Source organism: Streptomyces sp. bgisy130, assembly GCF_057708345.1.
In genome coordinates, this window is record NZ_JBYISA010000035.1 from 23636 (window position 1) to 45959 (window position 22324).

General features: G+C 70.5%; 21 protein-coding genes and 1 pseudogene. 10 read left to right on the forward strand and 12 right to left on the reverse strand.

Features of this window, described 5'->3' with window-relative positions:
* The first annotated feature begins 3 nt into the window (after positions 1 to 3).
* From AC3EUV_RS30965 to AC3EUV_RS30975, 3 genes are all read left to right on the forward strand, one after another.
* Complete coding sequence (locus tag AC3EUV_RS30965) at positions 4 to 1455, forward strand: putative T7SS-secreted protein (RefSeq protein ID WP_432145318.1); 1452 nt, start codon at positions 4 to 6, stop codon at positions 1453 to 1455.
* Positions 1455 to 2108 (forward strand): hypothetical protein, encoded by a 654-nt coding sequence (locus tag AC3EUV_RS30970; protein WP_311626414.1) that lies wholly within the window; start codon positions 1455 to 1457, stop codon positions 2106 to 2108. Before AC3EUV_RS30965 ends, AC3EUV_RS30970 begins: the two co-directional genes overlap by 1 nt.
* A gap of 227 nt (positions 2109 to 2335) precedes the next feature.
* Complete coding sequence (locus AC3EUV_RS30975; protein WP_432145317.1) at positions 2336 to 2911, forward strand: hypothetical protein; 576 nt, start codon at positions 2336 to 2338, stop codon at positions 2909 to 2911.
* 307 nt (positions 2912 to 3218) lie between these two features.
* On the opposite strand, the gene AC3EUV_RS30980 is transcribed toward AC3EUV_RS30975, so the two are convergent.
* The 9 genes and pseudogenes from AC3EUV_RS30980 to AC3EUV_RS31020 form a co-directional block, all read right to left on the reverse strand.
* Positions 3219 to 3698 (reverse strand): ASCH domain-containing protein, encoded by a 480-nt coding sequence (locus tag AC3EUV_RS30980; protein WP_432145316.1) that lies wholly within the window; start codon positions 3696 to 3698, stop codon positions 3219 to 3221.
* A complete protein-coding gene (locus tag AC3EUV_RS30985; RefSeq protein WP_435604367.1) occupies positions 3695 to 5752 on the reverse strand; it encodes a GNAT family N-acetyltransferase in 2058 nt (685 codons plus the stop codon). Before AC3EUV_RS30985 ends, AC3EUV_RS30980 begins: the two co-directional genes overlap by 4 nt.
* A 609-nt stretch (positions 5753 to 6361) precedes the next feature.
* Complete coding sequence (locus AC3EUV_RS30990; RefSeq protein WP_432145314.1) at positions 6362 to 7171, reverse strand: urease accessory protein UreD; 810 nt, start codon at positions 7169 to 7171, stop codon at positions 6362 to 6364.
* On the reverse strand, positions 7168 to 7863 hold the full coding sequence (gene ureG / locus AC3EUV_RS30995; RefSeq protein ID WP_432145313.1) for an urease accessory protein UreG: 696 nt from the start codon (positions 7861 to 7863) through the stop codon (positions 7168 to 7170). The genes AC3EUV_RS30990 and ureG overlap by 4 nt, the downstream gene beginning before the upstream one ends.
* A 51-nt stretch (positions 7864 to 7914) precedes the next feature.
* Positions 7915 to 8649 (reverse strand): urease accessory protein UreF, encoded by a 735-nt coding sequence (locus AC3EUV_RS31000; protein ID WP_432145312.1) that lies wholly within the window; start codon positions 8647 to 8649, stop codon positions 7915 to 7917.
* Entirely contained in the window at positions 8649 to 10403 is a 1755-nt protein-coding gene (locus tag AC3EUV_RS31005) for an urease subunit alpha (RefSeq protein WP_435604368.1), read from the reverse strand. Before AC3EUV_RS31005 ends, AC3EUV_RS31000 begins: the two co-directional genes overlap by 1 nt.
* Positions 10396 to 10755, reverse strand: a complete 360-nt coding sequence (gene ureB / locus AC3EUV_RS31010; protein WP_432145310.1) for an urease subunit beta — start codon at positions 10753 to 10755, stop codon at positions 10396 to 10398. The genes AC3EUV_RS31005 and ureB overlap by 8 nt, the downstream gene beginning before the upstream one ends.
* A 98-nt stretch (positions 10756 to 10853) precedes the next feature.
* A pseudogene (ureA, locus tag AC3EUV_RS31015) lies at positions 10854 to 11144 on the reverse strand (urease subunit gamma); the annotation flags it as partial.
* Positions 11145 to 11388: 244 nt separating this feature from the next.
* Positions 11389 to 11958, reverse strand: coding sequence for a MarR family winged helix-turn-helix transcriptional regulator (locus tag AC3EUV_RS31020; protein ID WP_435604369.1), 570 nt, complete (start codon positions 11956 to 11958; stop codon positions 11389 to 11391).
* Positions 11959 to 12217: 259 nt separating this feature from the next.
* Here AC3EUV_RS31020 and AC3EUV_RS31025 point away from each other — a divergent pair, with 259 nt between their 5' ends.
* From AC3EUV_RS31025 to AC3EUV_RS31035, 3 genes are all read left to right on the forward strand, one after another.
* Positions 12218 to 13297 (forward strand): alkene reductase, encoded by a 1080-nt coding sequence (locus AC3EUV_RS31025; RefSeq protein ID WP_435604370.1) that lies wholly within the window; start codon positions 12218 to 12220, stop codon positions 13295 to 13297.
* Between the two features lie 115 nt (positions 13298 to 13412).
* Positions 13413 to 14318, forward strand: coding sequence for an NADP-dependent oxidoreductase (locus AC3EUV_RS31030; RefSeq protein ID WP_435604371.1), 906 nt, complete (start codon positions 13413 to 13415; stop codon positions 14316 to 14318).
* A gap of 120 nt (positions 14319 to 14438) precedes the next feature.
* The gene (locus tag AC3EUV_RS31035) at positions 14439 to 15233 is read left to right on the forward strand and encodes an alpha/beta fold hydrolase (protein ID WP_432145306.1); all 795 of its coding nucleotides are present in this window, start codon (positions 14439 to 14441) and stop codon (positions 15231 to 15233) included.
* 50 nt (positions 15234 to 15283) lie between these two features.
* Here the strand turns inward: AC3EUV_RS31035 and AC3EUV_RS31040 are convergent, their stop codons facing one another.
* The 3 genes from AC3EUV_RS31040 to AC3EUV_RS31050 all read right to left on the reverse strand — a co-directional run bounded on the left by AC3EUV_RS31040 (position 15284) and on the right by AC3EUV_RS31050 (position 17968).
* The gene (locus AC3EUV_RS31040; RefSeq protein WP_435604372.1) at positions 15284 to 16297 is read right to left on the reverse strand and encodes an HNH endonuclease; all 1014 of its coding nucleotides are present in this window, start codon (positions 16295 to 16297) and stop codon (positions 15284 to 15286) included.
* Complete coding sequence (locus tag AC3EUV_RS31045; protein ID WP_435604373.1) at positions 16294 to 16968, reverse strand: class I SAM-dependent methyltransferase; 675 nt, start codon at positions 16966 to 16968, stop codon at positions 16294 to 16296. The genes AC3EUV_RS31040 and AC3EUV_RS31045 overlap by 4 nt, the downstream gene beginning before the upstream one ends.
* A 145-nt stretch (positions 16969 to 17113) precedes the next feature.
* Positions 17114 to 17968, reverse strand: a complete 855-nt coding sequence (locus AC3EUV_RS31050; protein WP_432145299.1) for a LysR family transcriptional regulator — start codon at positions 17966 to 17968, stop codon at positions 17114 to 17116.
* A gap of 571 nt (positions 17969 to 18539) precedes the next feature.
* Between AC3EUV_RS31050 and AC3EUV_RS31055 the strand changes: the two genes are divergently transcribed.
* Genes AC3EUV_RS31055 through AC3EUV_RS31070 form a run of 4 tightly spaced genes read left to right on the forward strand, consistent with a single transcriptional unit; the run spans position 18540 to position 22310 of the window.
* Positions 18540 to 19313, forward strand: coding sequence for an alpha/beta fold hydrolase (locus AC3EUV_RS31055; protein WP_432145298.1), 774 nt, complete (start codon positions 18540 to 18542; stop codon positions 19311 to 19313).
* The gene (locus AC3EUV_RS31060; RefSeq protein WP_435604374.1) at positions 19310 to 20884 is read left to right on the forward strand and encodes an amino acid adenylation domain-containing protein; all 1575 of its coding nucleotides are present in this window, start codon (positions 19310 to 19312) and stop codon (positions 20882 to 20884) included. The genes AC3EUV_RS31055 and AC3EUV_RS31060 overlap by 4 nt, the downstream gene beginning before the upstream one ends.
* A complete protein-coding gene (locus tag AC3EUV_RS31065) occupies positions 20881 to 21153 on the forward strand; it encodes an acyl carrier protein (protein WP_435604375.1) in 273 nt (90 codons plus the stop codon). Before AC3EUV_RS31060 ends, AC3EUV_RS31065 begins: the two co-directional genes overlap by 4 nt.
* Positions 21150 to 22310 carry an acyl-CoA dehydrogenase family protein gene (locus AC3EUV_RS31070; RefSeq protein WP_435604376.1) on the forward strand — a complete coding sequence of 387 codons (1161 nt, stop codon included), beginning with the start codon at positions 21150 to 21152 and terminating at the stop codon, positions 22308 to 22310. Before AC3EUV_RS31065 ends, AC3EUV_RS31070 begins: the two co-directional genes overlap by 4 nt.
* The last annotated feature ends 14 nt before the right edge of the window (positions 22311 to 22324 follow it).

Here is a 22324-nt window from a genome sequence, read left to right on the forward strand (position 1 = left end):
TCCATGACCACGCACGACTTCCCCGCCCTCGGCTTCAACCCGGCGCCCGGCAACCTGGGTTCCGTCGACGACCTGACCGGCAAGCTCGACTCGGCCAAGCGCTCCCTGGACTCCGCCCACGCCGTCCTGTCCCGCCTCGGCAAGGGCGGCGGTGAATGGGAGGGCGACGCGGCGAAGGCGTTCGCGGGAAAGGTCGGCGACCTGCCCAAGTACGTGAGTGACAGTCGCGATGCCATGCACGACGCCGTCACCCAGCTCCGCTCCTGGCACACCGCGCTCTCCTCGTACCAGACCAAGGGCCGCCAGCACGAGGCGGATGCCGCCGCGGCCAAGCAGACGGTGGCCACCCGGAAAGCGGAGAACGAGCGCGCGCACAACGCTTACAACGAGGCCGCCGCCAACCCGGACCTGCGCCTGGCCGGCACCTACTACACCGACCAGGCTGCCCTGGACGCCGCGCAGAAGAAAATCGACGCAGCGAACGACCGCCTGAACAAGGCGGACACCGCCCTCGACTCCGCCCGCAACCGTCTGGACTCCGCCACCGACGAGCTTGAGGCGATCGTCAAGAGGGCCGAGGAACTCCTCGGCAACCACCAGGACAAGGCGCGGGACATCGCCGACCGCATCCGGCGGGCCACGGAGAACGCGCCGGACCCGGGGTTCTGGGAAAGCCTCGGTGACCTCTTCACCCGCATGGGCCACAGCATCCAAGAGTGGTGCACCAAACATGCCGACCTGCTCAAGGAGATCGGCGACTGGCTTTCTCTCGCCTCCGGCATCCTGGGTGTCGCCTCGCTGCTGACCCTGTGGTGCCCGCCGCTCTCCGGTGCCCTGGCCCTCGCCAGCGCAGGTGCCTCCCTCGGTGCCCTCGCCACCCACGGTGCGGCGAAGCTCGGTGGGGCGAACGTGAGCGTGATGGACCTGGTGGGCGACGGGATCGGGGTGGTCCCGTTCGGGAAGTTCGGCTCCGTCGCGATGAAGGGGGCCAAGGTGCCCATGAAGCTGGTACAGGTGGAAGGCCGCACCGTCGCATCCATCGACAAGGTCAACAAGATCCGCGCGTTGCGGGACGCCGGGTTCACCGGCAGGGCTCTGGAGGGTAAGTCACTCTTCGGGAGGGGTGCGGAGTACGTGGGCGGCAGCAAGGTCTTCACCACCACCGGCGTCGGCAACCGCGTGAAGCTGGCGTGGACGAGCCACGTCCAGGACGTTGCAGGGGCGAGCATCAAGGAGGCGGGGCTCAGCAAGGGCCTCACCAAGATCATGGACAGCGGCTTCACCCCCGACGCGGTCAAGACGTCCCTGCGCGGGGCCCTCCGGGCCGACGGCTCCATCGACCCGACCTCGTGGTGGTCCAAGGGCCCGCAGGTGGCCCAGCAGGTGCCGGGCCTCGCCATCGACGGCTACAGCCAGGCCACCAATCCCGGTACGCCGGCTGCGGGGCGGCTCTGATGACCACGGTTCCGCAGAACGTGTCACTCGCCCTGGACACCCCGGAGGGTTTCCACGAGCTGCCGCTGCACCTCCCCCCGGACGTCCTCGACGCCGCCCTGTGGGAGCTTGCGGAGAAGATCTGGCCGGGTGGCACGGATTTCCAGCGCGAGACCACCGCCGTCGTCTACTCCGACCTCACGGCCACCCTGGCTGCCGACAACGTCCTTCACGCGTCCGTCGCCTTCTACGAGACGGAGGACGGCGCGGCGAGCACAGCTCACCTCCTGGTACGGGCAGAGGCCGTGGACCCGGAGGCTCCGGAAATCGTCGCCGCCTCGTTCCAGGAGACGCTCTCCTTCGACGAGCATCGCAGCATCGCCCGGGTGGACCTGCCGTGCGGCCCGGCCGTGCTCTCCCTACACGCCACCGAGACGGAGGGCGAGGCCATCCTTCCGGCACTGGAGTTCGCCCACGTCGAGTTGTACGTACCCTCTCCGGTTCGAGGCTGGCTGGTGGTGCTCGCTCTCACGACACCGTGCTTCGCCGACCTGCCGCGGTACACGGGTATCCTGCGGCAGATCGGTGAGTCTCTGGTCGTCCGCCCGGCGGAGCAGGCGGAGGACCTCCCGGAGACGCCGGCGGCCGGCGGCGTGCGCGCGGTGTTCGGTTAGGCGGGAGGCACGGTGATCCCCACGGTCTCGGACCCGCACGACCGAAAACTCGCGCGCCTCGAGTTCCGCGAGCGGCGGGGAGCCGCCTGCCGTCGTGCGAGGCGTTCCTCCCGGACGGCCACACGCTGCGCGCCCGCTCGTCGGCCCCCTCGCACTTCTTCACCGCGTCGGCGTGTTTCCCCTGAGCACACTGTGCGGCGCCCAGAACTGACGAGACGAGACACTCCATGACACTCGCCTTCACCCGCCACCTCGACGGCAAGCGCTACGAACTGCGCCCCCGGGGCTCCGCCCCCGTCCACGTCCGCCGTGGGGCCCCCGACGGCCGCCCCCTTCCCGAGGGATGCAAACCACGCTTCGTCCTCGCCGCTGACCTTGCCGGTGGCTCGCCGCTCGCCGTGGTTGTCCGGAAGGACGGTGGTCGCCTCGCCGTGCTCACCCCGGACCACGAGCACTTGGCCGAACTGCGCCTGCCGCCAAAGAAGAAGCGGTGGCGGCCCGTGTACGAAATCCACCTGCCCGACGGAACGGTGCTGCGTGGACGGGAGGGGACGGTGCCGTCACTGCTCCTGTGCCTGGTGATGCTGCCGTTCGTCCTGCTGTACCTGGTTGCCCTGGCGCTGTCCGACTCCCCTGCCGACGCCACCACCGCCCCACTGCGGACGGCCTGGAAGCGGCCGGGTGAGCTCTTTGGCCGAGCGGCCCTGACCGAGTCCGCGCGCGGCCGGTTCCGGGTCCCGGATGACAAGCTCGACCACCGGGTGGCGTACGCACAGGCGGCGGCGAAGTACTGGGAGCGGTAACCCTCCATCCGCCCCCGCCGTGTCGCGTTTGGCGTCTGACCTCCACCAGTCACTGACACATCGACAACCACGGCGTCGCAACAACCCGCCCTGGGAGTCCGGTCCTATCCGTATCTCTGACGGCCCCCGTGCCAGTGCTGTGCCAGATGCAGCGGTAAACAGCGGTCAACCATGAGCAGAGAAGCGTCCGCGTACAGCCCGCTCAGCACACTGTTTGTGCAGGTCAGGGGCGTTCGTAGCCTGCGAAAGCCCCCTGATTCCCAAGCTCAGAGTGCGGGTTCGATTCCGGGCGCCCGCGGATACCTTCTCAGGCCGGAACGAGTTGCCTGAGCACCCCATGGAGAGCCGCGCCGGACGCCGGTGCCGCCGCGGTCACTTTTCGCAGGTCCTCACCGGTCAAGTACCTGTAGCTCTGCGGGGGATGGAAGGAGCCGGATGCCCGGAGAGCAGCGAGCGGTACGGGTGCCTCAAAGGTAACGGGGTCTTCCAGCGCAAGCCCGCTGGCCTGGGTCGCCCCGCTCATGTATTCGTCGTACTCACGGCGGCTGATACCAACTTCCTTACGGCTGGACGACCAGACCTCGCGAGGGGAAGCCACTTGAATCGCCGCGATTCGCGCCATGCCCACGATGGCCATGGTGGGTGCCGTCGCGTACAGGAAAACAGAAGTGCCAGGTGGAGCGGCGACGCGCTGACGACGTACCTCCACCGTCTTGGTCCCGGCCAGGATCGCCGTGGCGAACCTGGGGTGGACGGACAGCAGCATCGCGCGCTCCGGGTCGCTCACGTTTTTCGGTGCCCCTCTTCGTAGACCGCCTGGAACAGCGCGTTGCTGATCTTCGACAGCGACATCAGCGACAACCGTAGTCCCAGCCCCTTCGCCAACGCGATCAGCCGTCCATGCGTCACCTGCACGGGAAAGATCTCTGTATCTGAGAACCTCAGCGCCATGACCTTGCCCGAAGTGTCGGCCGCCGCGCGCACTTCGGCACGACCATATACACCCAAGTGTTCGAATCGCGAGAAGAGGGTGTCCGGGGCATCGATGAGCACCTCGTCCAGTCGCGAGCAGCCAATCGCCATCTTGCCCTGCTGCCTGGACACGCCATCGCTGACGTACCAGAGGATCCGGGCAGGGACGCTTTCCTTTCGGTGACCGGAAGACCGATAGTAGACGTGCTCTCGGCTGATACCGAGCACGTCGTCACGGGGCACGAGCATGGCCGGGACGTTAAACAGCTCTGTCGACCAGCGGGGCTTGACGGGGGCGATGAAGGACGGCAGCGCTGTGTCAATGAGCTTCGCGGGCCACAACACCCGCTCGGCAACGCTCGCGATCTCCGCTGACGCCCCAGGGCCCAGGCGAGGCGCAGTGCGCCCCATTCGTCCCGCGATCTCTCCCGCCGCTTCGGAGACGACTGCAGCCGGCCCGCACACGTCGACCAGGAGTGCAGTGAAGCCGCCCTCGTCCTCGGTGAAACCGTCGGCCCCGGCCGCTTCCACAGCGGCCGCGGAGACGTAGGGATCGGCGATACGGATGGCCTGAGCCTCTCGCTCTCGTCCTAGCCTCTTCAGCAAGAAGAGCAGCTGCCGGGCGAGTGTCTCCTCCAACGGGTGTGTCGCAGTCCGGAGGATCGGGACGTTGAGAGTGCGACCATCCAGCGCCCAGGCGTACAGGGCTACAGGGCGTCCTCCTCCGTCGCGAAGTAGTTCCCGGCGCCACAGAACCCCGTCACGCGAAAGCTCCTTCAGACGTTCGGCGAAGGCGGGCCCGCTGCCATCCCCTGACTGGTCGAAGAAGGCAACCAGCTCCTCCTCACTACCGGGTGCAACTTCCTCGGCGGAGAACGCTGTGCCCATCAGGTCGGCGGGGCGGTACAGCTGGGCCTGGCGCAGCTCGTCCACGTGCATCGTTACCGCAGCGGGAGACGCCACCTTGACGCGGGCGACGTCCCAGGCGACGTCCGCCAGCCGCCCTAGCTCAGGGTCGCGAGTTACCAGCACCTGAAGCCCAGCACAGGACGTCTCGGCCACGTACCGCAGGCGACCCCGCAGTTGATCCTCGACCGGCACGTCCGGCAGTACCTTCCTCACCGCCGCGACCAACTCCTTGTGGCGGGTCGCCACAACCGTGGTGCGGGGCGAGAGCGACCGCAGACCGGCCAGGCCGGCTCGCTGATGCTGCCTCTCCTCACGGCCCTCGATTTGATGTACGTCGTGAAGGAGCTGTGGTGTGAACGCGAACTCAACCAGGTCGGCAAGCCACCCCGCCTCAAGAGCCTGAGCCTCCTTGATGGCGCGCTCCTCACCCACGCCGCGAAGTCCTGCGAAGACACTGTGGTCGACGGCCGCCACCAACAATGCGTCGCTCTGGGCCTCGGTGAACAGGTCTTCATGACCAAGGTCGAGCCACCAGGTGTCCAGGGTCTCCTTGTCTTGACCCCGCCCCAGGCTTTCGCCCTTCGGAATAAATCCAAGGCCGGTCCACATGGCGCCGAGCCCGTAGTCGCGTCGGCACTTCGCACGAATGCCAAGCCTGTGCGTGTGTCGCTCCCGGATCTCCTCTACCAGCAGGCGGGCGATGCCCTTTCCGCGGTGCTCCTCAGCTACACAAAGGTGAGCGAGTCGCACATGGAGATTCCGCTTAGGCAGCCCGAAGAGCGCGTAGCCGACAACTTCCTCGTCCTCCACGGCGACCAGCAAGCCACCGTCGTCGGCATGCTTGCGGTAGGCAGGTGGCGTGAGCAAGCCCAGGAATTTGGTGTACCGGTCCCCCAAGGCAATGACGGCGCCGAGTAGCTCGGACTGCTCCCCCGTCACTGGCAGCACCTTGATCGCCATCATTCCCCCTCAGTTGCCCTGACTCCGGCCGATCACCGCCCCAACCGCATAGTGCCCAACTGCCACCGACTAAGCCACCGATCGGTCAAAACAGGCCAGGTCGGCGCGAATCGCGCCCCCACGAGCAGGCAAGCCAGCGACGCGTCGTCCCGAAATTCCCTGAAGTCTTGACCATCGACCTGCCCCCGCAGGCATTCATGCAGGTCAAAGGCACCCCATCTCCCTATCCACCAGGTGCCTTCTAAGCACTTGGCCGCAGGTTCGAGTCCTGCCGGGGGCGCTCTTCGAGACCCTCCCACCGGGAGGGTCTTTTTGCTGGTCAGAGGGTGCTTGGTGCCTTCGGCGGCTGTTCTTCCCGAAAACCTCCCGAAGGTTCGGCGTGCCCGGTGATACGAGGCGCCGGCCCTCCGGGGGCGGGGCGGGTCAGCGGGCGCGGCCCGGCGCGCTGGGAAGCGGTGGAGAGAGCGAGCCCCCGGGGCCTGGAAGTGGCGCATTCGGGAGCTTCTGAGGGCCCTGGAGCGCAGTTTTCGCGACGTGCGTCACGTGACTGCTGTGGGTGCGCGCATTCGCGGACATGAAGCGGGCGTGGTCAGGGCCCGGGCCGGGGCGCTAGGGAGTGATGGCCTTGCGGCCCCGGTTCAGCAGTTGTCGGAGGGTGGCGTGGTTGGTGGCCGCCGCCGTGATCAGGACCGCGGGGCCGGCGAGGGGGGTGAGGACGGCCTCGCCCTCTTCGCCGGGTTCGGTCGGCAGGGCCTGGGCCGGGGGCTGCTGATGGGTGAATTCCGGTGAGACCACGAGGAGTTGTCCGGTCATGCGGTAGTCGGCGAGGACTGCCGGACCTGACCAGGACGGGGTGCCGGGGCCGACGGTGAGTTCCTGAACCAACAGGGGGTTGCCGGCCAGGCACACGGTCAGGCGGGTGCGGAGCCGACCGGTGGGTTCGTTGGCGCGGCCCAGGATCTGTTCTTCCCTCAGGACCAGTCGCGCTCCCGGGGCCAGCTCGACACGGGTGGTGGCTTCCAGGTCGCTGTGTGCGGCGGAGATCAGCGGTTCCGGCAGGTAGTGCAGTTCCGCGTCGTCGTCCACGCGCAGGTGCACGTCGCTGGTCGCGGTGGCACCGGACGGGCCGGGCAGGGCGAGGGTGGCACCGACCGTGCCGAGGCTGAGCCGCGCGCCGGTTCGTACCTCGGCTCGGAGTCGCAGTCGGTCACCGCCGTGGGGAGCGCTCATGGAGCTGGTGAGGAGGACTCGGGCGAAGGGTCCTGCGGCGGGGATGTGGCGGGGGATGAGGGCCCGTCGTCCGTGCAGTACGGGCAGGGCGGTGCCGCCGCGCGGGTCGGGGACGGCCACGATGTGGGCGGTGACGTGCAGCCCCGGGGCCGAGGCGGTGGTGACAGGGGCGGTGCCGGTGGTTGTCATGCCGCTCCGGTCGTCCAGGCGGTGAGCTGCCGCTGGAGCCACTCCGCCACCGGTGCGACGCCGTTCTCGCTCTTCAACGCGGTGAAGGCGACGGGGCGGTCGCCGCGCTGGGCCCTGGCGTCGCGGGCCATGGCCGCAAGGTCGGAGCCGACGTAGGGGGCGAGGTCGGTCTTGTTGATGACGAGCAGGTCGGCGGTGGTGACGCCGGGGCCGCCCTTGCGCGGGATGTCGTCGCCGCCGGCGGTGTCGATGACGAAGATCTGGGCGTCGACCAGGCCCTTGGAGAAGGTCGCGGTGAGGTTGTCGCCACCGGATTCGACCAGGACGAGATCGAGCGGGCCGGCACTGTCCTCCAGGTCCTCGACGGCTTCGAGGTTCGCGGAGATGTCGTCGCGGATGGCGGTGTGCGGGCAGGCACCGGTCTCCACCGCCCTGATCCGCTCAGCCGGCAATACCGCCTCGCGCAGCAGGAACTCGGCGTCCTCGCGGGTGTAGATGTCGTTGGTGACGACGGCGATGGAGAGGTCGTCGCGCAGCGCCCGGCACAGCGCGGCGACGGTGGCGGTCTTGCCGGAGCCGACCGGACCGCCCAGGCCGACGCGGAGGGCGCGGCGGGCCCCGCCAGGGCGTACCGGGTCGGCGGCGCTGTAGGTGTGCCGCTCGGGGAAGGTCTGTGCGTGGTCGAGATGCATGCCGGGCTCCTGGTGATGCGGGTGTGAGGGCGCGGGGGTGTGGGGGGTCGGTCAGGAGGCGAAGAGGCGTACGGGCCAGGCGGCGTGCGCTTCCGCGCTGATGTCCAGCAGGGGGGCCGAGGCGGCGGGCAGCGCGTCGGTTCCGTCCAGGGGGACGCGTTGGGCGGCCTCCTCGGCACGGGCCGCGATGTGGTTGAGGTCGGCGGCGAGGCGGGCGAGGACGGCGGTGGCGTCGAAGGGATCGAGGCTGAGCAGGCGGACGGTGGCGGTGGCCGGGCCGCTGATGCTCTCGTACGCGGCGGCATAGGCGGCGTCCAGCCCGGAAAGCCCCGCCGACCGGGCCGCCAGGCCCAGGACGATGGGCTGGTGGGCGCCGCGCGGGCGGGCCGTGGCCAGCTCGTCCAGCTCGGCCGAGGGCCAGGTGGCGCGGGCCGCCCGCATCATCTGCCGCCCCAGCCGCCGCGCCGTATGCCGCAGCGCCGGTACGGGCGTCCGTGCGTCGGCCGCCCCGTCCAGCGCCAGCGGGTCGCAGCCCGCCGCGGCCGCGGCGGCGAGACCCGCGGCGACCAGGCCGGCGGTGTGCAGCCGTCCGCGGCAGAACGCCTCCAGCGACTCGGCGTCCTTGATGCGCCCCGCCCGCACAGCGGGCTCGGCCCCGCCCGAGTGTGCGTGCCCTCCGGCGGGAAACCGGCCGTCCGCCAGCACCAGCAGCGCGGCCCGGCTCGTCGTGCCCGCGCTGCTGTAACTGCTTGGCGGGCGCGCATCGTTCGGCAGAGCGCCACCCATCAGACGAGGAAGTAACGCTGGGCCAGCGGGAGTTCCTTGAGTTCGTCCTCCGGACACATCTGCTCGACGTCCTCCCCGTCGATGGTGACCTTGAACGAGTCGGGGTCGACCTCGATGCCGGGCGTCTCGGCGTTCTCCTTCATGTCCGCCTTCGTGAGCGACCGGGTGCTCTCGATCACGCGGAACGGTTTGGCCACGCCGAGCCGCTCGGCCAGCCCGTCGTCCAGAGCCAGCTGTGTCACGAAGTTGTAGGAGAGCGATGCCGGGGCCCGGCCGACCGCGCCGTAGACGGGGCGTGGCAGGACGGGCTGGGGCGTGGGGATGGAGGCGTTGGCGTCGCCCAGCTGCGCGTACGCGGTCTGCCCGCCCTTGATGACCAGGTGCGGCCTGACCCCGAAGAACTTCGGCTCCCACAGCACCAGGTCCGCGAGCTTCCCCTTCTCCACCGACCCGATCCTGTTGCCGACGCCGTGGGTGATCGCCGGGTTGATGGTGTATTTGGCGAGGTAGCGCCGGACCCGGTGGTTGTCGGCCTTGTTGTCGCCGGGCAGGGCGCCGCGGCGTTCCTTCATCACGTGCGCGAGCTGCCACGTACGCAGGATGGTCTCCCCCGCCCGTCCCATTGCCTGCGCGTCCGAGGACGTCATCGACATCGCGCCCAGGTCGTGCAGGATGTCCTCGGCGAGCATGGTGGTCGGCCGGATCCGCGAGTTCGCGAAGGCCAGGTCCTCGGGGACGTTCGGGTTGAGATGGTGGGCGACCATGAGCATGTCGAGGTGCTCTTCTTGGGTGTTGAACGTGTACGGGATGCTCGGGTTGGTCGAGGAGGGCAGCACATGGCCGTGGGAAGCCACCGTGATGATGTCCGGGGCGTGCCCACCACCGGCGCCCTCGGCGTGGTACACGTGAATGCCCCGGCCGTCGATCGCGTTCAGGGTGCTTTCCACGTAGCCCGCTTCGTTCAACGAGTCGGCGTGCAGGGCCAGTTGAGCTCCGCTCTCGTCGCACACCCGTAGCGCGGCGCCGATGGCGGCGGGGGTGGCCCCCCAGTCCTCGTGGATCTTGAACCCGAAGGCTCCGGCGCGCAGCTGGTCACGCATCGACGCCTCGTTGACCGTACTGCCCTTGCCGGTCAGGCCGATGTTCACGGGGTAGGCGTCCAGGGCCTCGAACATCCGGGCCAGGTACCAGGCCCCGGGGGTGACGGTGGTGGCTTTGCTCCCCTCTCCCGGGCCGGCCCCGCCGCCGATGAGGGTGGTGACGCCGGACCCCAGCGCCTCGGGGATGACCTGCGGGTCGACGAAATGCACATGCGTGTCCACCGCGCCCGCTGTGAGGATCTTGCCGTTGCCCGCGATGATCTCGGTTTCGGGTCCGATGACGAGGTCGGGATGGACACCGTCCATGATGTCGGGGTTGCCCGCCTTGCCCAGGGCGACGATCCTTCCGTCGCGCAGGCCGACGTCGGCCTTGATGATGCCCCAGTGGTCGACGACCACCACGCCGGTGATGACGGCGTCGGGCGCCCCCTCCCTGCGGGTGCGCAACGACTGGCCCATGGACTCGCGGATCACCTTGCCGCCGCCGAAGACCACTTCCTCGCCGGCCAGGCCCGGCCCGCCGGAGCGGTCCTCTTCGATCTCGATCCACAGATTGGTGTCGGCGAGCCGAATGCGGTCGCCGGTCGTCGGGCCGAACAGGGCGGCGTACTCCAGGCGGGAGATCACGCCTGGGTACTCGGAGTGCTCACTCATCGCCCTGCCCCCGATTCCCGTTGCCGTCCACCGGTCCGCTGGTTTCGCCGCGCAGCCCCGGCACCACTCTGTTGCCCGCGAGCGGCACGAGCGGGACGTCGGCGTCGCAGTTGGTCTCAAGGCGCACCGAGGTTCCCGCCTTGATGTGCAGCCGCAGCCCACGCGCCGCGGCGTGCGGTACGGGCACGCCGTCGAGGCGGAATTCCAGGTCAGGATTGACTTCCGCGAAGTGGTAGTGCGAGCCGACCTGAATGGGCCGGTCCCCGATGTTCTTCACGTTCAGCATCGTCACCGGCCTGCCCTCGTTGATGACGATGTCGGGGCCGTTGAACTCGATCTCTCCAGGAATCACGGTCACTCCCCCTCGGCCACCGGGCACGGATCGGAATCGGGGTCGGAATCGGGCTCGGGCTCGGGGCCGGGCAAGTCCACGAGGTTGCGCTCCACCAGCTTGCGGATGGTGCAGAGCTTGCTCCCGTCGGGGAAGGTCGCCTCCACCTGCAAGTCGGTGACCATCTCGAAGACGCCCTCCATCAGTTCCTCGGAGGTGAACAGCTTGGCTCCGGACTCGGCCAGCTCCAACACCGGCGTCCCGCGCCGCGCTCCCTCCATGATGTGCACGCTGATCAGCGCGATCACCTCGGGATAGTTGAGCTTCACGTCGTCCACCCGGCGTTTCGCCGCCACGTCGGCCGCCACGTAGACGAGCATCTTTTCCTGCTCATGGGGGCTCAGATGCACCCGACATCACCTTGTCATTCGTCCCACGTCCGCCGGGGTTCGCCCGTACCGGGCGAACCCCGGCGGGCCCCCAAATCCTGGGACCCGCCACCGACCAGAACAAGGATTACCTTCTGGATAAATGTGCGTAATTGGCTGAATTCGCCATCATCGCGACCACTCCCACCCCGGATGTCCGGCCCCTGAGAGCTCCGCGCCGCACGGAATCGACCGAAACAGCCACCCAGCCTGACGGCGGCTGGCGCTACTCGTCCCCAGAACCCGAACCCGCCCCCGCCGCCCCGCCGACATCCCCGGTTTCGGCCCCCTCGGCCGCCGCCCGGACCAGGTTCTGTTCCAGGCGTTCCAGGGTGTGTAGGGCCGCGGTTCGTTCCTCGTTGGTGAGGCCCGTTGTGGAGAGGGTCTCCAGGTGGCTCCAGACCTGTTCGACCTCGCGGCGCAGGGCGTGGCTGGCGGTGGTCGGTTCGATGAGGGAGGCGCGTTTGTCGGTGGGTGAGGGGCGGCGGCGGACGAAGCCGGCCTGTTCCAGACGGCGGACGGTGCGGGTCATGGTCGCGGCGTCGGAGTCCATCAGGCGTACCAGGTCGGTCTGCCGCTGGGGGCCCAGTTCCCACAGGTGCATCATGACCAGCTCCTGACCGGGGTGCAGGCCGATCCGACGCAGGAGCTGTCCGGCGAACATGCGGTGCAGACGGGCCAGGCGGAAGATCGCGTGACTGACCGGCCCGCCGCCGGCCGCGGCCGGTACCGGGACGGTGGCTTCCTGGCCGATGCCTGCGGGGTCCTTCCCGGCTTCCGGCGTGGACTGCGTCATCTTCTACATCTCACTTTCCTGTTTGGGCAAGTTAACCCTACCCGTCAGTCGCAGGCCCCGTCGCGCCCCTGCCTTCCCCTAGGTGCATACGGGCAGGGAGCAGCGTGTTACGTGCTTCACACGGGAGGGCGGGAAGGGATTCGGGGGCGTTACTTGTTCGGACAGGTATATTTGATTTACTTGTTCAGACAGGGAACCGCGTTCAGCGGGCTCACGAGCGCCCGTGCCGCGACATGTCACGACTCCCGAGGAAGAGACCATGACCACTGCTTTCGATCCGATCGTCCTGGGCGGCACGCACCTGGCGAACCGCCTCGTGATGGCGCCGATGACCCGCAGCCGGGCCTACGGGCCGGGCGCCGAGCCGACCGAGCTGATGGCGACGTACTACGCGCAGCGCGCCGGCGCCGGGCTGATCGTCACCGAGGGCATCCAGCCCTCGCCGGTCGGCCAGGGCTACCCCGACACCCCCGGCCTGCACACGGCTGGGCAGGTGCGGGCGTGGCGGACGGTGACCGACGCCGTGCACCGTGCGGGCGGTGTGATCTACGCGCAGCTGATGCACACCGGCCGGATCGGCCACCCCAGCCTGCTGCCCGACGGACTGGCCCCGGTGGGGCCGTCGGCGGTGACCGCCAGGGGGCAGGTCTTCACCCATGAGGGGCCGAAGGAGTTCGTCACGCCTGAGGAGCTGACCGAGGCGGAGATCCGGCAGACCGTCGCCGACTTCGCCGAGGCGGCCCGGAACGCGGTCGCGGCCGGGTTCGACGGCGTGGAGCTCCACGGTGCCAATGGCTATCTGATCCACCAGTTCCTCGCGCCCAACACCAATCTCCGCACCGATGCCTGGGGTGGCGACACCGAGGGCCGCATCCGTTTCGCCGTCGAGGTCACCACGGCCGTTGCCGAGGCGATCGGCGGCGACCGGGTCGGGCTGCGGATCTCGCCCGGCAACCAGTACAACGACATCTCCGAGGACGACCCGGACGAGGTCTACCTCGCCCTGCTGGACCGGCTCGCCGGCCTGGACCTGGCCTATCTGCACCTGATGGAGGGGCCGAACCGCGATCTGACCCCGCGGCTGCGCAAGGTCTGGCCCGGCACGTTCGTCCTCAACCCGTTCACCTACCCCGACTCCACCGGTCCCGACGCGCTGGGGCTGATCGAGGACGGCAGCGCGGACATGGTGGCCTACGGCTCGCTGTTCCTGGCCAACCCCGACCTGCCCCGGCGTCTCGCCTCCGGCGGTCCGTTCAACACCGCCGACAAGGCCACCTTCTACGGCGGCGACCACCGCGGTTACACCGACTACCCCGCGCTTCCCGCCCTCCCCGCCTGAGCGGCGTCCCCGCCCCAGGCGACCGCACCGTGCGCTACCGCGCCGTGCGTCTCCGCACCGTGCGTCACCGCGCGGGCAGTTCCCTTCTCCATCCGTCCCTACCTGGGAGTCTGCGATGTCCCAAGCGATCACCTTCTCCGAGTACGGCGCACCCGAGGTGCTGCGACTGTCGGAGGTCACCACGCCGGAGCCGGGCCCGGGCCAGGTCCGGATCCGGGTGCGGGCCGCCTCCGTGAACCCTCTCGACATCAAGATCCGGTCCGGTCTGATGGCCAAGGCCGCCCCGGCCCGCTTTCCCGTGATCCCCGGCCTGGATGCGGCCGGTGTCGTCGATGCCGTCGGTGAGGGGGCCGACGCGGCGGTGGGCGACGAGGTTCTCGGTGCCGCGGTCGGCGGCAGTTACGCCGAATACGCCCTGCTCGGCCGGCCGGTGGCCAAACCCGGGGCCCTGTCGTGGGAGGTCGCCGCCTCGCTGGTGACGGTCGGTCAGACCGCGTTCCGGGTCCTGCGGCAGCTGGAGGTGCGGGCGGGGCAGACCCTGCTGATCCACGGCGCCGGCGGCAGTGTGGGGACCGTCGCGGTGCAGCTGGCCGCCGCCCGCGGCGTCACCGTCGTCGGCACGGCCGGTGAGCACGACATCGAGCGCGTCACCGCACTCGGCGCCACCGCGGTCCGCTATGGCGACGGCTGGGTGGAGCGGGTGAAGGCCGCGGCGCCCCAGGGAGTCGATGCCGTCTTCGACGCCTCCGGCGCCGGCGTACTCGCCGATTCCGTCGCCCTGACCGGTGACAGCGCGCGCGTCATCACCATCGCCGATATGTCCGCCGCGCAGCACGACGTCCGCTTCAGCGCCGGCGGCGCCGATCCGGCCGACGACTCGCTGTCGCAGCTGGTGCGACTGGCGGCCGCCGGAGAGCTCGATGTCCCCGTATGGCGCGCCTATCCGCTCGACCAGGCCGCCACCGCGCACGGGGACATCGAGGCCCGCCGCAACCGGGGCAAGGTCGTTCTCCTTCCCTGACCCCCTGCCGCCGCCTCGCTCGCCGGAGCGGACGAGGCGGCCGGGCCGCAGTCGACACCCCCGGCCGGCTGCGGCCCACCCACCCCGTCCCCCCCATCGCACCCGAGAAAGGTCACCACCATGTCCGCACGCCCCCTTCCCGAAGCCACCTTCGCCCGCACCGTCCAGGGCTCCGGCCCCGGCCTCGCGCTCGCCCATGGCGCCGGCAGCAGCGTGGCCGGCACCTACGGTCCGATACTGGACGGCCTGGCCGCCCACCACACCGTGGTCGGTGTCGACTACCCCGGCAGCGGCGGCACTCCGCGCTCCGCCGCGCCGCTGTCGCTGGACGACCTCGCCGATCAGCTCGTCGCCGCCGCCGTCGCCGAGGGCCTGGACACCTTCGCGGTGTCCGGCTACTCCCTCGGCGGCCCGGTGGCCATCCGCGCGGCCGCCCGCCACCCCGAGCGCGTCACCGCCCTCATCCTGACCGCGACCTTCCCGCACCGGGACAACCGGCTGGTGCTCGCCCTGCCGGTCTGGCGCAAGCTGGCCGAGTCGGGGAACCGTGAACTGCTGGCCGAGTTCCTGACGATGATGGCCCTGGGCGCCGATGCGCTGGAGGCGTTGCCGGACGAGCAGCTCCAGCAGGCCCTCGGGTTCACCGCCGCAAGCGTCGCCGACGGCACCCCCGAGCACGCCGAACTGGCCCCCCGGATCGACGTCCGCGGCGACCTGCCGGGCATCCGGGTACCCACCCTGGTCATCTCCACCACCCAGGACTGGTTCACCTCCACCCGCCTGCACCGCCAACTCGCCGACACCATCCCCCACGCCCGGCTCGTGGAGATCGCCACCGGCCACCTGCCCATGGTGGAACGCCCCGAGGAATGGCGGCAGCTCATCACCGACTTCCTGAAGGAGCAGAGCGCCTGAGCAACCGCTTGCGCGGGGCCGCACCGGAAGCAGCGGTGCGGCCCCGTGGTTCAGAGGGAGCTCTGGACCGCGTCGAGGAACTCCGGCCACGTGGGCACGTTTCTGCCGGGGAGGGCGCTTCTCAGGCTGAGTTGGAGGGTGCGGCGCAGGGGGTGCGGGGACTGCATGATGGCGTCGTTGCGGGCGGCCAGGCGGGCGAGTTCGGCTCGGGTCGGCAGGCGGTCGCTCTTGGTGGCGTTGCAGGTCGCGTGTGCCGGGGCGAGGTTCCAGAGGGTGTCCAGATCCGGGCCGTGCCAGGAGCCGACGCTGCCGAAGCGGCGCATGAGGGAGAACGGGAAGACATGATCGACGGCTATGTCCTCGCCCGGGGCCAGGACGCCGTCACAGAGCAGACAGCGGCCGTGCTGGAAGCCGGCCGTGGCCGGCACGACGCCGGCTACCGAGCGGCGGCGGCGTTTGTCGGTGAGCATGAGCGTCTCCCGGTCGAGGGTCACGCCGTCCTCGATCAGGCTGCGGCCGATGCCCGCCGCGAAGGAGCTCTCCACAATGCTCCAGCGGGCCCCCAGCTCGGCGGCCAGGCCGGTGGCCTGTTCGGACCGTGCCAGCCGGAGCAGGTCGGGCGTCAGGCGCACCACGCGTTGCCGACCGGTCCCCGTCAGCTCGTAGAAGGTGTGGGGCACCGTGCTGTCACCCCGCAGGTTGTGGAACTTCTGCATCACCATCGACGGCATCGAGCGCACCGCGGCCGCCACCAGCTGCTCGGTGGCGCGGCCGGCGTCCAGTGTCGCCGCGCTCTCCCGCCCGGCGAGGGTGAGGAAGTCGTTCTCACCCCACTCCGTGGCCTCGGAAGCCTGCGGCCCCTCGGCCAAGTGGCGTACCAGGCCCATGCTGTAGGCCGCGGCGCACTCGGCGAGCGGCACCGCGTCCCGCCCGTGCCGTGCGAACTCCAGCAACGCCTCGCCGAGGGCGAACTTGTAGGTGCGGGAGTTGGCCCCCATCAGCACCGCCAGCCGCCATGACGCACGCGCCGAGGCATCCTGATCGAAGAACTCCCGGCTGCTCACTCTTCCCCCTTGCGCAGGGCGACCGCCTGCCACCAGACCTCGTCGCGCCCCAGATGGTCCGCCCCGCCGTCGATCAGCCGCACCAGCCGCAGACCGGCCCGCTCGCCGTCCCGCACGACCTCCTCGGCAGGTACGTCGAACATCACGCGGTCCGCCGGCGGCTCCCCGCGGCGCAGCGAGACCAGCAGCAGGCCCCCCGGCGCCAGCAGCGCGGCCAGTCTCTCCATCGCCCGCCCGCGGGCGGGCGGCGGCAGGTGCATCCACACCGCTGACACCAGGGTCACGTCGAACGGGCCCTTCAGGCGGGCCAGTTCGGGGAGTGCATCCGCTATCCACCGGGCGTTCGCGCCGGGGTGGAGGTCCTGCGCCACCTCCCGGAGCTCACGGACCGGCTCGACCGCCACCACCTGGTAGCCGCGTCGCGCCAGCGCCGCGGCGTCCCGTCCCGTTCCGGCCCCTACGTCCAGCGCGACCGCCGGGGCCGGCGGCAGCAGGTCCAGCACCCCGCCGTGCACCTCCTCGAAGGTGACGCTCCCGTAGCGCCGTCCGAGGCCGGCCGCATGCCGCGCGTAATACGGCTGTACGCCCGCAGCGGAGGAGGAGTCCGCCGGCGGCGCACCGGGAGGGGCGAAGTCCCCGCCTGTTTCGGCGTTCCCGCCTGTTTCGACCATGCCTCCACGCTACGGGTGGGGTCTGACAACGCCGGGGCGCCGAGGCCGCCGTACAGCGCTCGCAGGGCCTCCGGTGCGACGAGGACCCCGGCCGGAGTCTGGCCGGGGCCCTCGTCGCCCGGTGGCTTCGGTCTCCCTGCCGCCCCTACACCTCCAGCTCCTCCACCGCTCGCCAGGCGAGGTCGGCGAAGCGGGCGGCCTGGGGGTGGGCGCCGTGGGAGGGGTAGGCGAGGTAGGCGCGGACGGTGGGGGCGCCGGTCAGGGGGACCAGGCGGACGGAGGGGTGGGTGTAGCGGCGGGCGGCGGAGACCGGGGCGGTGCCGACGCCGAGGCCGACGGCCACCTGTTCCAGCCATTCGTCCATGTTGCGGCATTCGGCGCCGACCACCGGGCGGCGGCCGTCGGGCCACATGTCGGGGAAGGTGGTGCCGCTGACGGTGTTGATGATCAGCGGCAGGCCGGCGAGCTCCGCCCAGTCGAGTGCGGTGCGTTCGGCCAGCTGCCAGTTCGCGGGGACCGCCGCGATGCGGGGCTCCTCGTAGAGGAGGACGGTGCGCAGGCCCTTCGGCAGGGGTTCGCCGCGCAGCAGGCTCAGATGAGCCTGGCCGGTGTCGAGTCCGGCCTGTGGGGTGTCACAGCGGATGAATTCGACGCCGACACCGGCTTCCGCGCCGAAGCGGGAGGCGAGTCGCGACAAACCCTGGGGCAGTCCCCAGCTGAACCCGATGCGCAGTTTCTCCCCGTTCCGTAATTCCCCCAGTGCCGCATCGAGTTGGCGCAGCAGCGGGGTGACCGCCGCTCGCAGGGTCTGTCCTTTTTCGGTCAGCTCCGTTCTGCGGGTGCTGCGTTCGAAGAGCCGCACTCCCAGGGACTCCTCAAGCGTTCTGATGTTGCGGGTCAGGGTCGGCTGGGCGAGATGCAGCCGGCGGCCTGCGGCCGTGAAGCCGCCTTCCTCGGCCACCGCGAGAAAGCAGCGCAGATGGCGCAGATCGACGTTCATTCGTGGGGCGTATAGGCGGTTCAGCAATTTCATTTCTCCAGCCCCTGCCCAGTGTCTAGTCTTCTTGATGCCACCGAGCGGACCGGGCGCCAGGAAGCCGGCACCGGTCGTCGACACCGCTGGTGAGCAGTCATGTGTGCAACGGGGCGTTCAACGGGGGGCATGTGCAGGGGCATTGGTGCAGCGCCGTCAATGGGCACAGCGCAAAAATTGGCCAAAGTGAATGTAAAAGAATGTCCGGCCGGTCGGGCCGGCCAGCAGGTTGCCGTGCTTGAAGTTGCTTTGTCACCGCCTCTGAGAACGTTTCGTAGCTGAGTTACCGGCCGCGCCGTCCACCGGCGGCGCCGGGTACGGAACGAGCGATTCGACGCCATGTGATGCGTCGTTCCCGCGTCGCCGTTCCATTGATGACCACTGCCCTATCCAACTATTTTTCTTCAACTATTGCTGCCGCCCGCCGGCCCGTTATTTGCCTTTCTGCCGCGTCCTGGCACGCCACCGTGGCGTGCCGCCGGCTTGCGTTTTCCGGAATTCCCCTGCTGCTGCCGCTCTTCACTGAGAAGGATTTGCTGTGCCCGTAATCGATACGCGCAACGGTCCCCTGGAACATGTCCTGATCGACGGTGACCCGGACCTGGCGCCCCTGGTCTTCCTGCACGGCGGACTGGGCTGCCTCGCGGCCTGGGGACGCTTCCCCGCCCGGCTGGCCGCCGCCACCGGACGCCGCGCCCTGGTCTACTCCCGCCACGGCAACGGCGGCAGCGGCCCCGACCCGCTCCCGCGCACCCCCCGCTATATGCATGAGCACGCCCAGGACGTACTGCCCGAACTGCTCGGTGCGCTGGGCCTTACCCGCCCCGTCCTGGTCGGCCACAGCGACGGCGCGTCCATCGCCCTGCTGTACGCCTCGGCGCACCCCGTCGAAGCCGTCGTCGGGATGGGCCCGCACATGTACTTCGAAGAGGAGAACCGCGTCGGCATAGAGAACGCCCGCGCCTCCTACGACGCGGGCCCGCTCGCCAAGAAGATGGCCATGGTGCACGACGACCCCCGGGGCGTCTTCGACCGCTGGAGCGGGGTCTGGCTCTCGCCCGCCTTCCGCAGCTGGTCCCTGGAGAACGACCTCGACATCACCGCACCGGTGTTGATGATCCAGGGGGATGAGGACGAGTACGGCTCGCTGGCTCAGGTCGACGCCGTCGAGCGCGCGGTCAGCGGCCCGTTCCGGCGTCTGGTCCCCGAGGGCTGCGACCACTACCCCCATCTGGTCCGCCCCGACCTGGTCACCGACACCGTGTGTGACTTCCTCGCCGGGCAGGCGCGGTCCGTGGAGGCCGCCCGATGACCGCGCCGGCCTCCGTACGCCTCGACGCCCTGCTGGCCCGCTCCGCGCGGGTCCACCCCGACCGCACCGCGCTGGAGGGGGCCGGCGAGAGCTGGACCTATGCCCAACTCGACCGCGCGGTGGACGCGTTGGCGGCCCGGCTGACCGCCGAGGGCGTCGCACCGGGCGACCGGGTCGGCGTCTACGCGCCCAAGACCCCGGCCACCGTCATCGCCCTGTACGCGGCGCTGCGGGCGGGTGCGGTGACCGCGCCGCTGGACACCGCCGACCCGCCGGAGCGCACCGCCCGGATGATCCGCAACGCGGGGCTGTCCCTGCTGGTGACCGTGGACCGGGCGCTGACCGGGGCCCGGCGCGCCGCCACCCGCGCCCGCGACGGCGCACCGGCCGACGAGGGCGCCCTCGACCACGGCCTGCACCGGCTGCGGATCCTCGCCCCCGAGGAGCGGCCCGCACCGCTGCCCGCGCCCGCCGATGCCGGCGGCTACATCCTCTTCACCTCCGGCAGCACCGGCTGGCCCAAGGGCGTGCTGCTCTCGCACGAGAACGTCGCCCACTACGCGCTGTGGGCGGCCGGTGAGTTCGGCCTCACCCCGGACGACCGGATCGGCTCGCAGGCCGCGCTCACCTTCGACCTGACCACCTTCGACCTGTTCAGCGCCGCCGCCGCGGGGGCGTGCACGGTCCTGATGCCGGATCTGCTGCGGGCCTTCCCGCGCGATGTCGTCGGCTGGCTGACCGAACAGCGCATCACCGCCTTCATGGCCGTGCCGTCGCTCTACCACAACCTGCTCCAGCAGGGCGGTATCGCCGACGCCCCGCCGCCCGCCCTGCGCCTCGCGGCCTTCGGCGGCGAGGCGTTCGCCCCCGAACTGCTGGAGCACTATCTGCGGCTGCTGGAGGGGGTGCCGTTCTACAACCTGTACGGGCCCACCGAGACCAACGCCTGCACCTACTACCGGGTGCCGGCCGACTGGACCGCCGACCGGGAACTGCCCATCGGCCGCGGGATCGGCGGCGTCCACATCGAGGTGCTGGACGAGGACGGTGCGCCCACCGACGGCGAGGGCGAGATCCATATCGCCGGGCCCGTCGTCTTCCAGGGCTATCTGCGCGGCGGCGCCCCCGACGACCCCACCACCACCGTCACCTGCCGCGACGGTGTCGCCCGCCGCGCCTACGCCAGCGGCGACCTCGGCCGGATCACCCCCGACGGCCTGGTCTTCCTGCGCGGCCGGCGCGACAACCAGGTCAAGCGGCGCGGTCACCGTATCGACCTGATGGACGTGGAGAACGCCGTGCTGGAGCTGCCGCGGATCGCCACCGCCGCGGTCGTCGCCAAGGACGGCCCGCACACCGGCGAGATCTGGGCCTACGCACAGACCGACGCCACCGAGCGGGAGGTCCTGGCCGCGCTGCGCGAGGTGCTGCCCCGGCGGATGCTGCCGGACCGGATCGTTCCGCTCGCCACCCTGCCCACCACCACCAGCGGGAAGGTCGACCGCCGCGCGCTGCGCGACACCGACGGCCCCGCCCCGGCCCCCGCCCTCCCGGAGGAGATCACCGTATGAACCGTATGAACAGCGTCGAAGAACTCTGCACCCTCATCGGCAGCCGGATCACCTGGGGGCCCGGCGAGGACGCCGGCTCCCTGGACGCCGACACCCCGCTGCTGGAGCGGGGCCTGGTCGACTCGCTGGCGATCATGGAGATCGTCGCGGCGCTCGACAAGGAGGCCGGTGTCAGCCTGCCCGACACCGAGATCGTCGCCGCCAACTTCCGCAGCCCCAAGGCCCTTTGGGCCGCCATCGAGAAGCTCTCCGCCGAGGGCGGCAAATGAGCGCGGCGGCCACCGCGGCGCTGCGCACCGGCGCACCGGAGACCGAGGGGTTCGTCGACACCTACCAGGCGCTGGCCGCACCGGTGCTGGAGCAGCTCGCCGGCCAGGACTTCCGCGCCCAGTGGCAGGCCATGGCCGACCTGGGTGTGCTCCGGCTCGCCGGGCCGGACGCCACCGCACCCGGACCGGTCACCCGCTCGCTCGCCATGATCGAGGGCATCGGTCTGGCCGGCGCCGACCCGGGGCTGTGCTACGCGCTGGCCTCGCAGATCTTCGGGATGCAGTTCCCGCTGCGGGACGCCCTCGGTGCCGACGCCTGGCGCGCGGTCGACGGCGTCCAGGAGGGCCGGGAGCTGCTGTGCCACGCGCTGACCGAACGCGGCGGCGGCAGCGACCCGTTCTCCATGGAGACCCGCGCCCGGCGGGACGGGGACGGCTTCGTGCTCGACGGCGCCAAGACGTTCATCACCGCCGCCCCGGTGGCCGACCGGGCGATCGTCTTCGCCCGTACCGCCGAGGGACGCTCCCCGTTCGCGCTGTCCGCGTTCCTCTTCCCGCTCGATCTGCCGGGGATCCGCCGCGGCGAGACCTTCACCAAGACGGCGCTGCCCACCGTGCCGATGGGAGAGCTGCTCTTCGAGGGCGCCCGGCTGCCGGCGAGCGCGCTGCTCGGCCAGGAGGGCTCCGGGCTGGCGGTGATGGCCTCCACCACCGCCTGGGAACGGTCCCTCGTCCTCGGTTACGCCCTCGGTCCGATGCGGCGCCTCCTGGCCCGTACCACCGACTGGGCCGCGGAGCGCGACCACTTCGGCCGCCGCATGGGCGCCAGCCACCAGGTCGCGGGCCGGGTCAGCGACATGGCCCTGGCGCTGCACCGCTCCCGCGTCCAGCTCTACGCGATGGCCGCCCGGCTCGACTCCGGTACGCCCGCCCGGCAGCTGGCCGCCGCGGCGGCCCTCACCAAGATCTCCGTCTCCGAGGACTACGTACGGATGACCGAGCACGCCACCGCGCTGTCCGGCGTCCGGGCCTTCCTCCCCGGCTTCGACCTCGCCGCCGACCTTGCCGCCCCCATGGCCGCCCTCACCTACGCCGGTCCGAACGACCTGCTGCGCGTGGGTGTGGCCCGGCAACTCGGCCTGCCCGTCGAGAACTGACCGGTCGATGACCC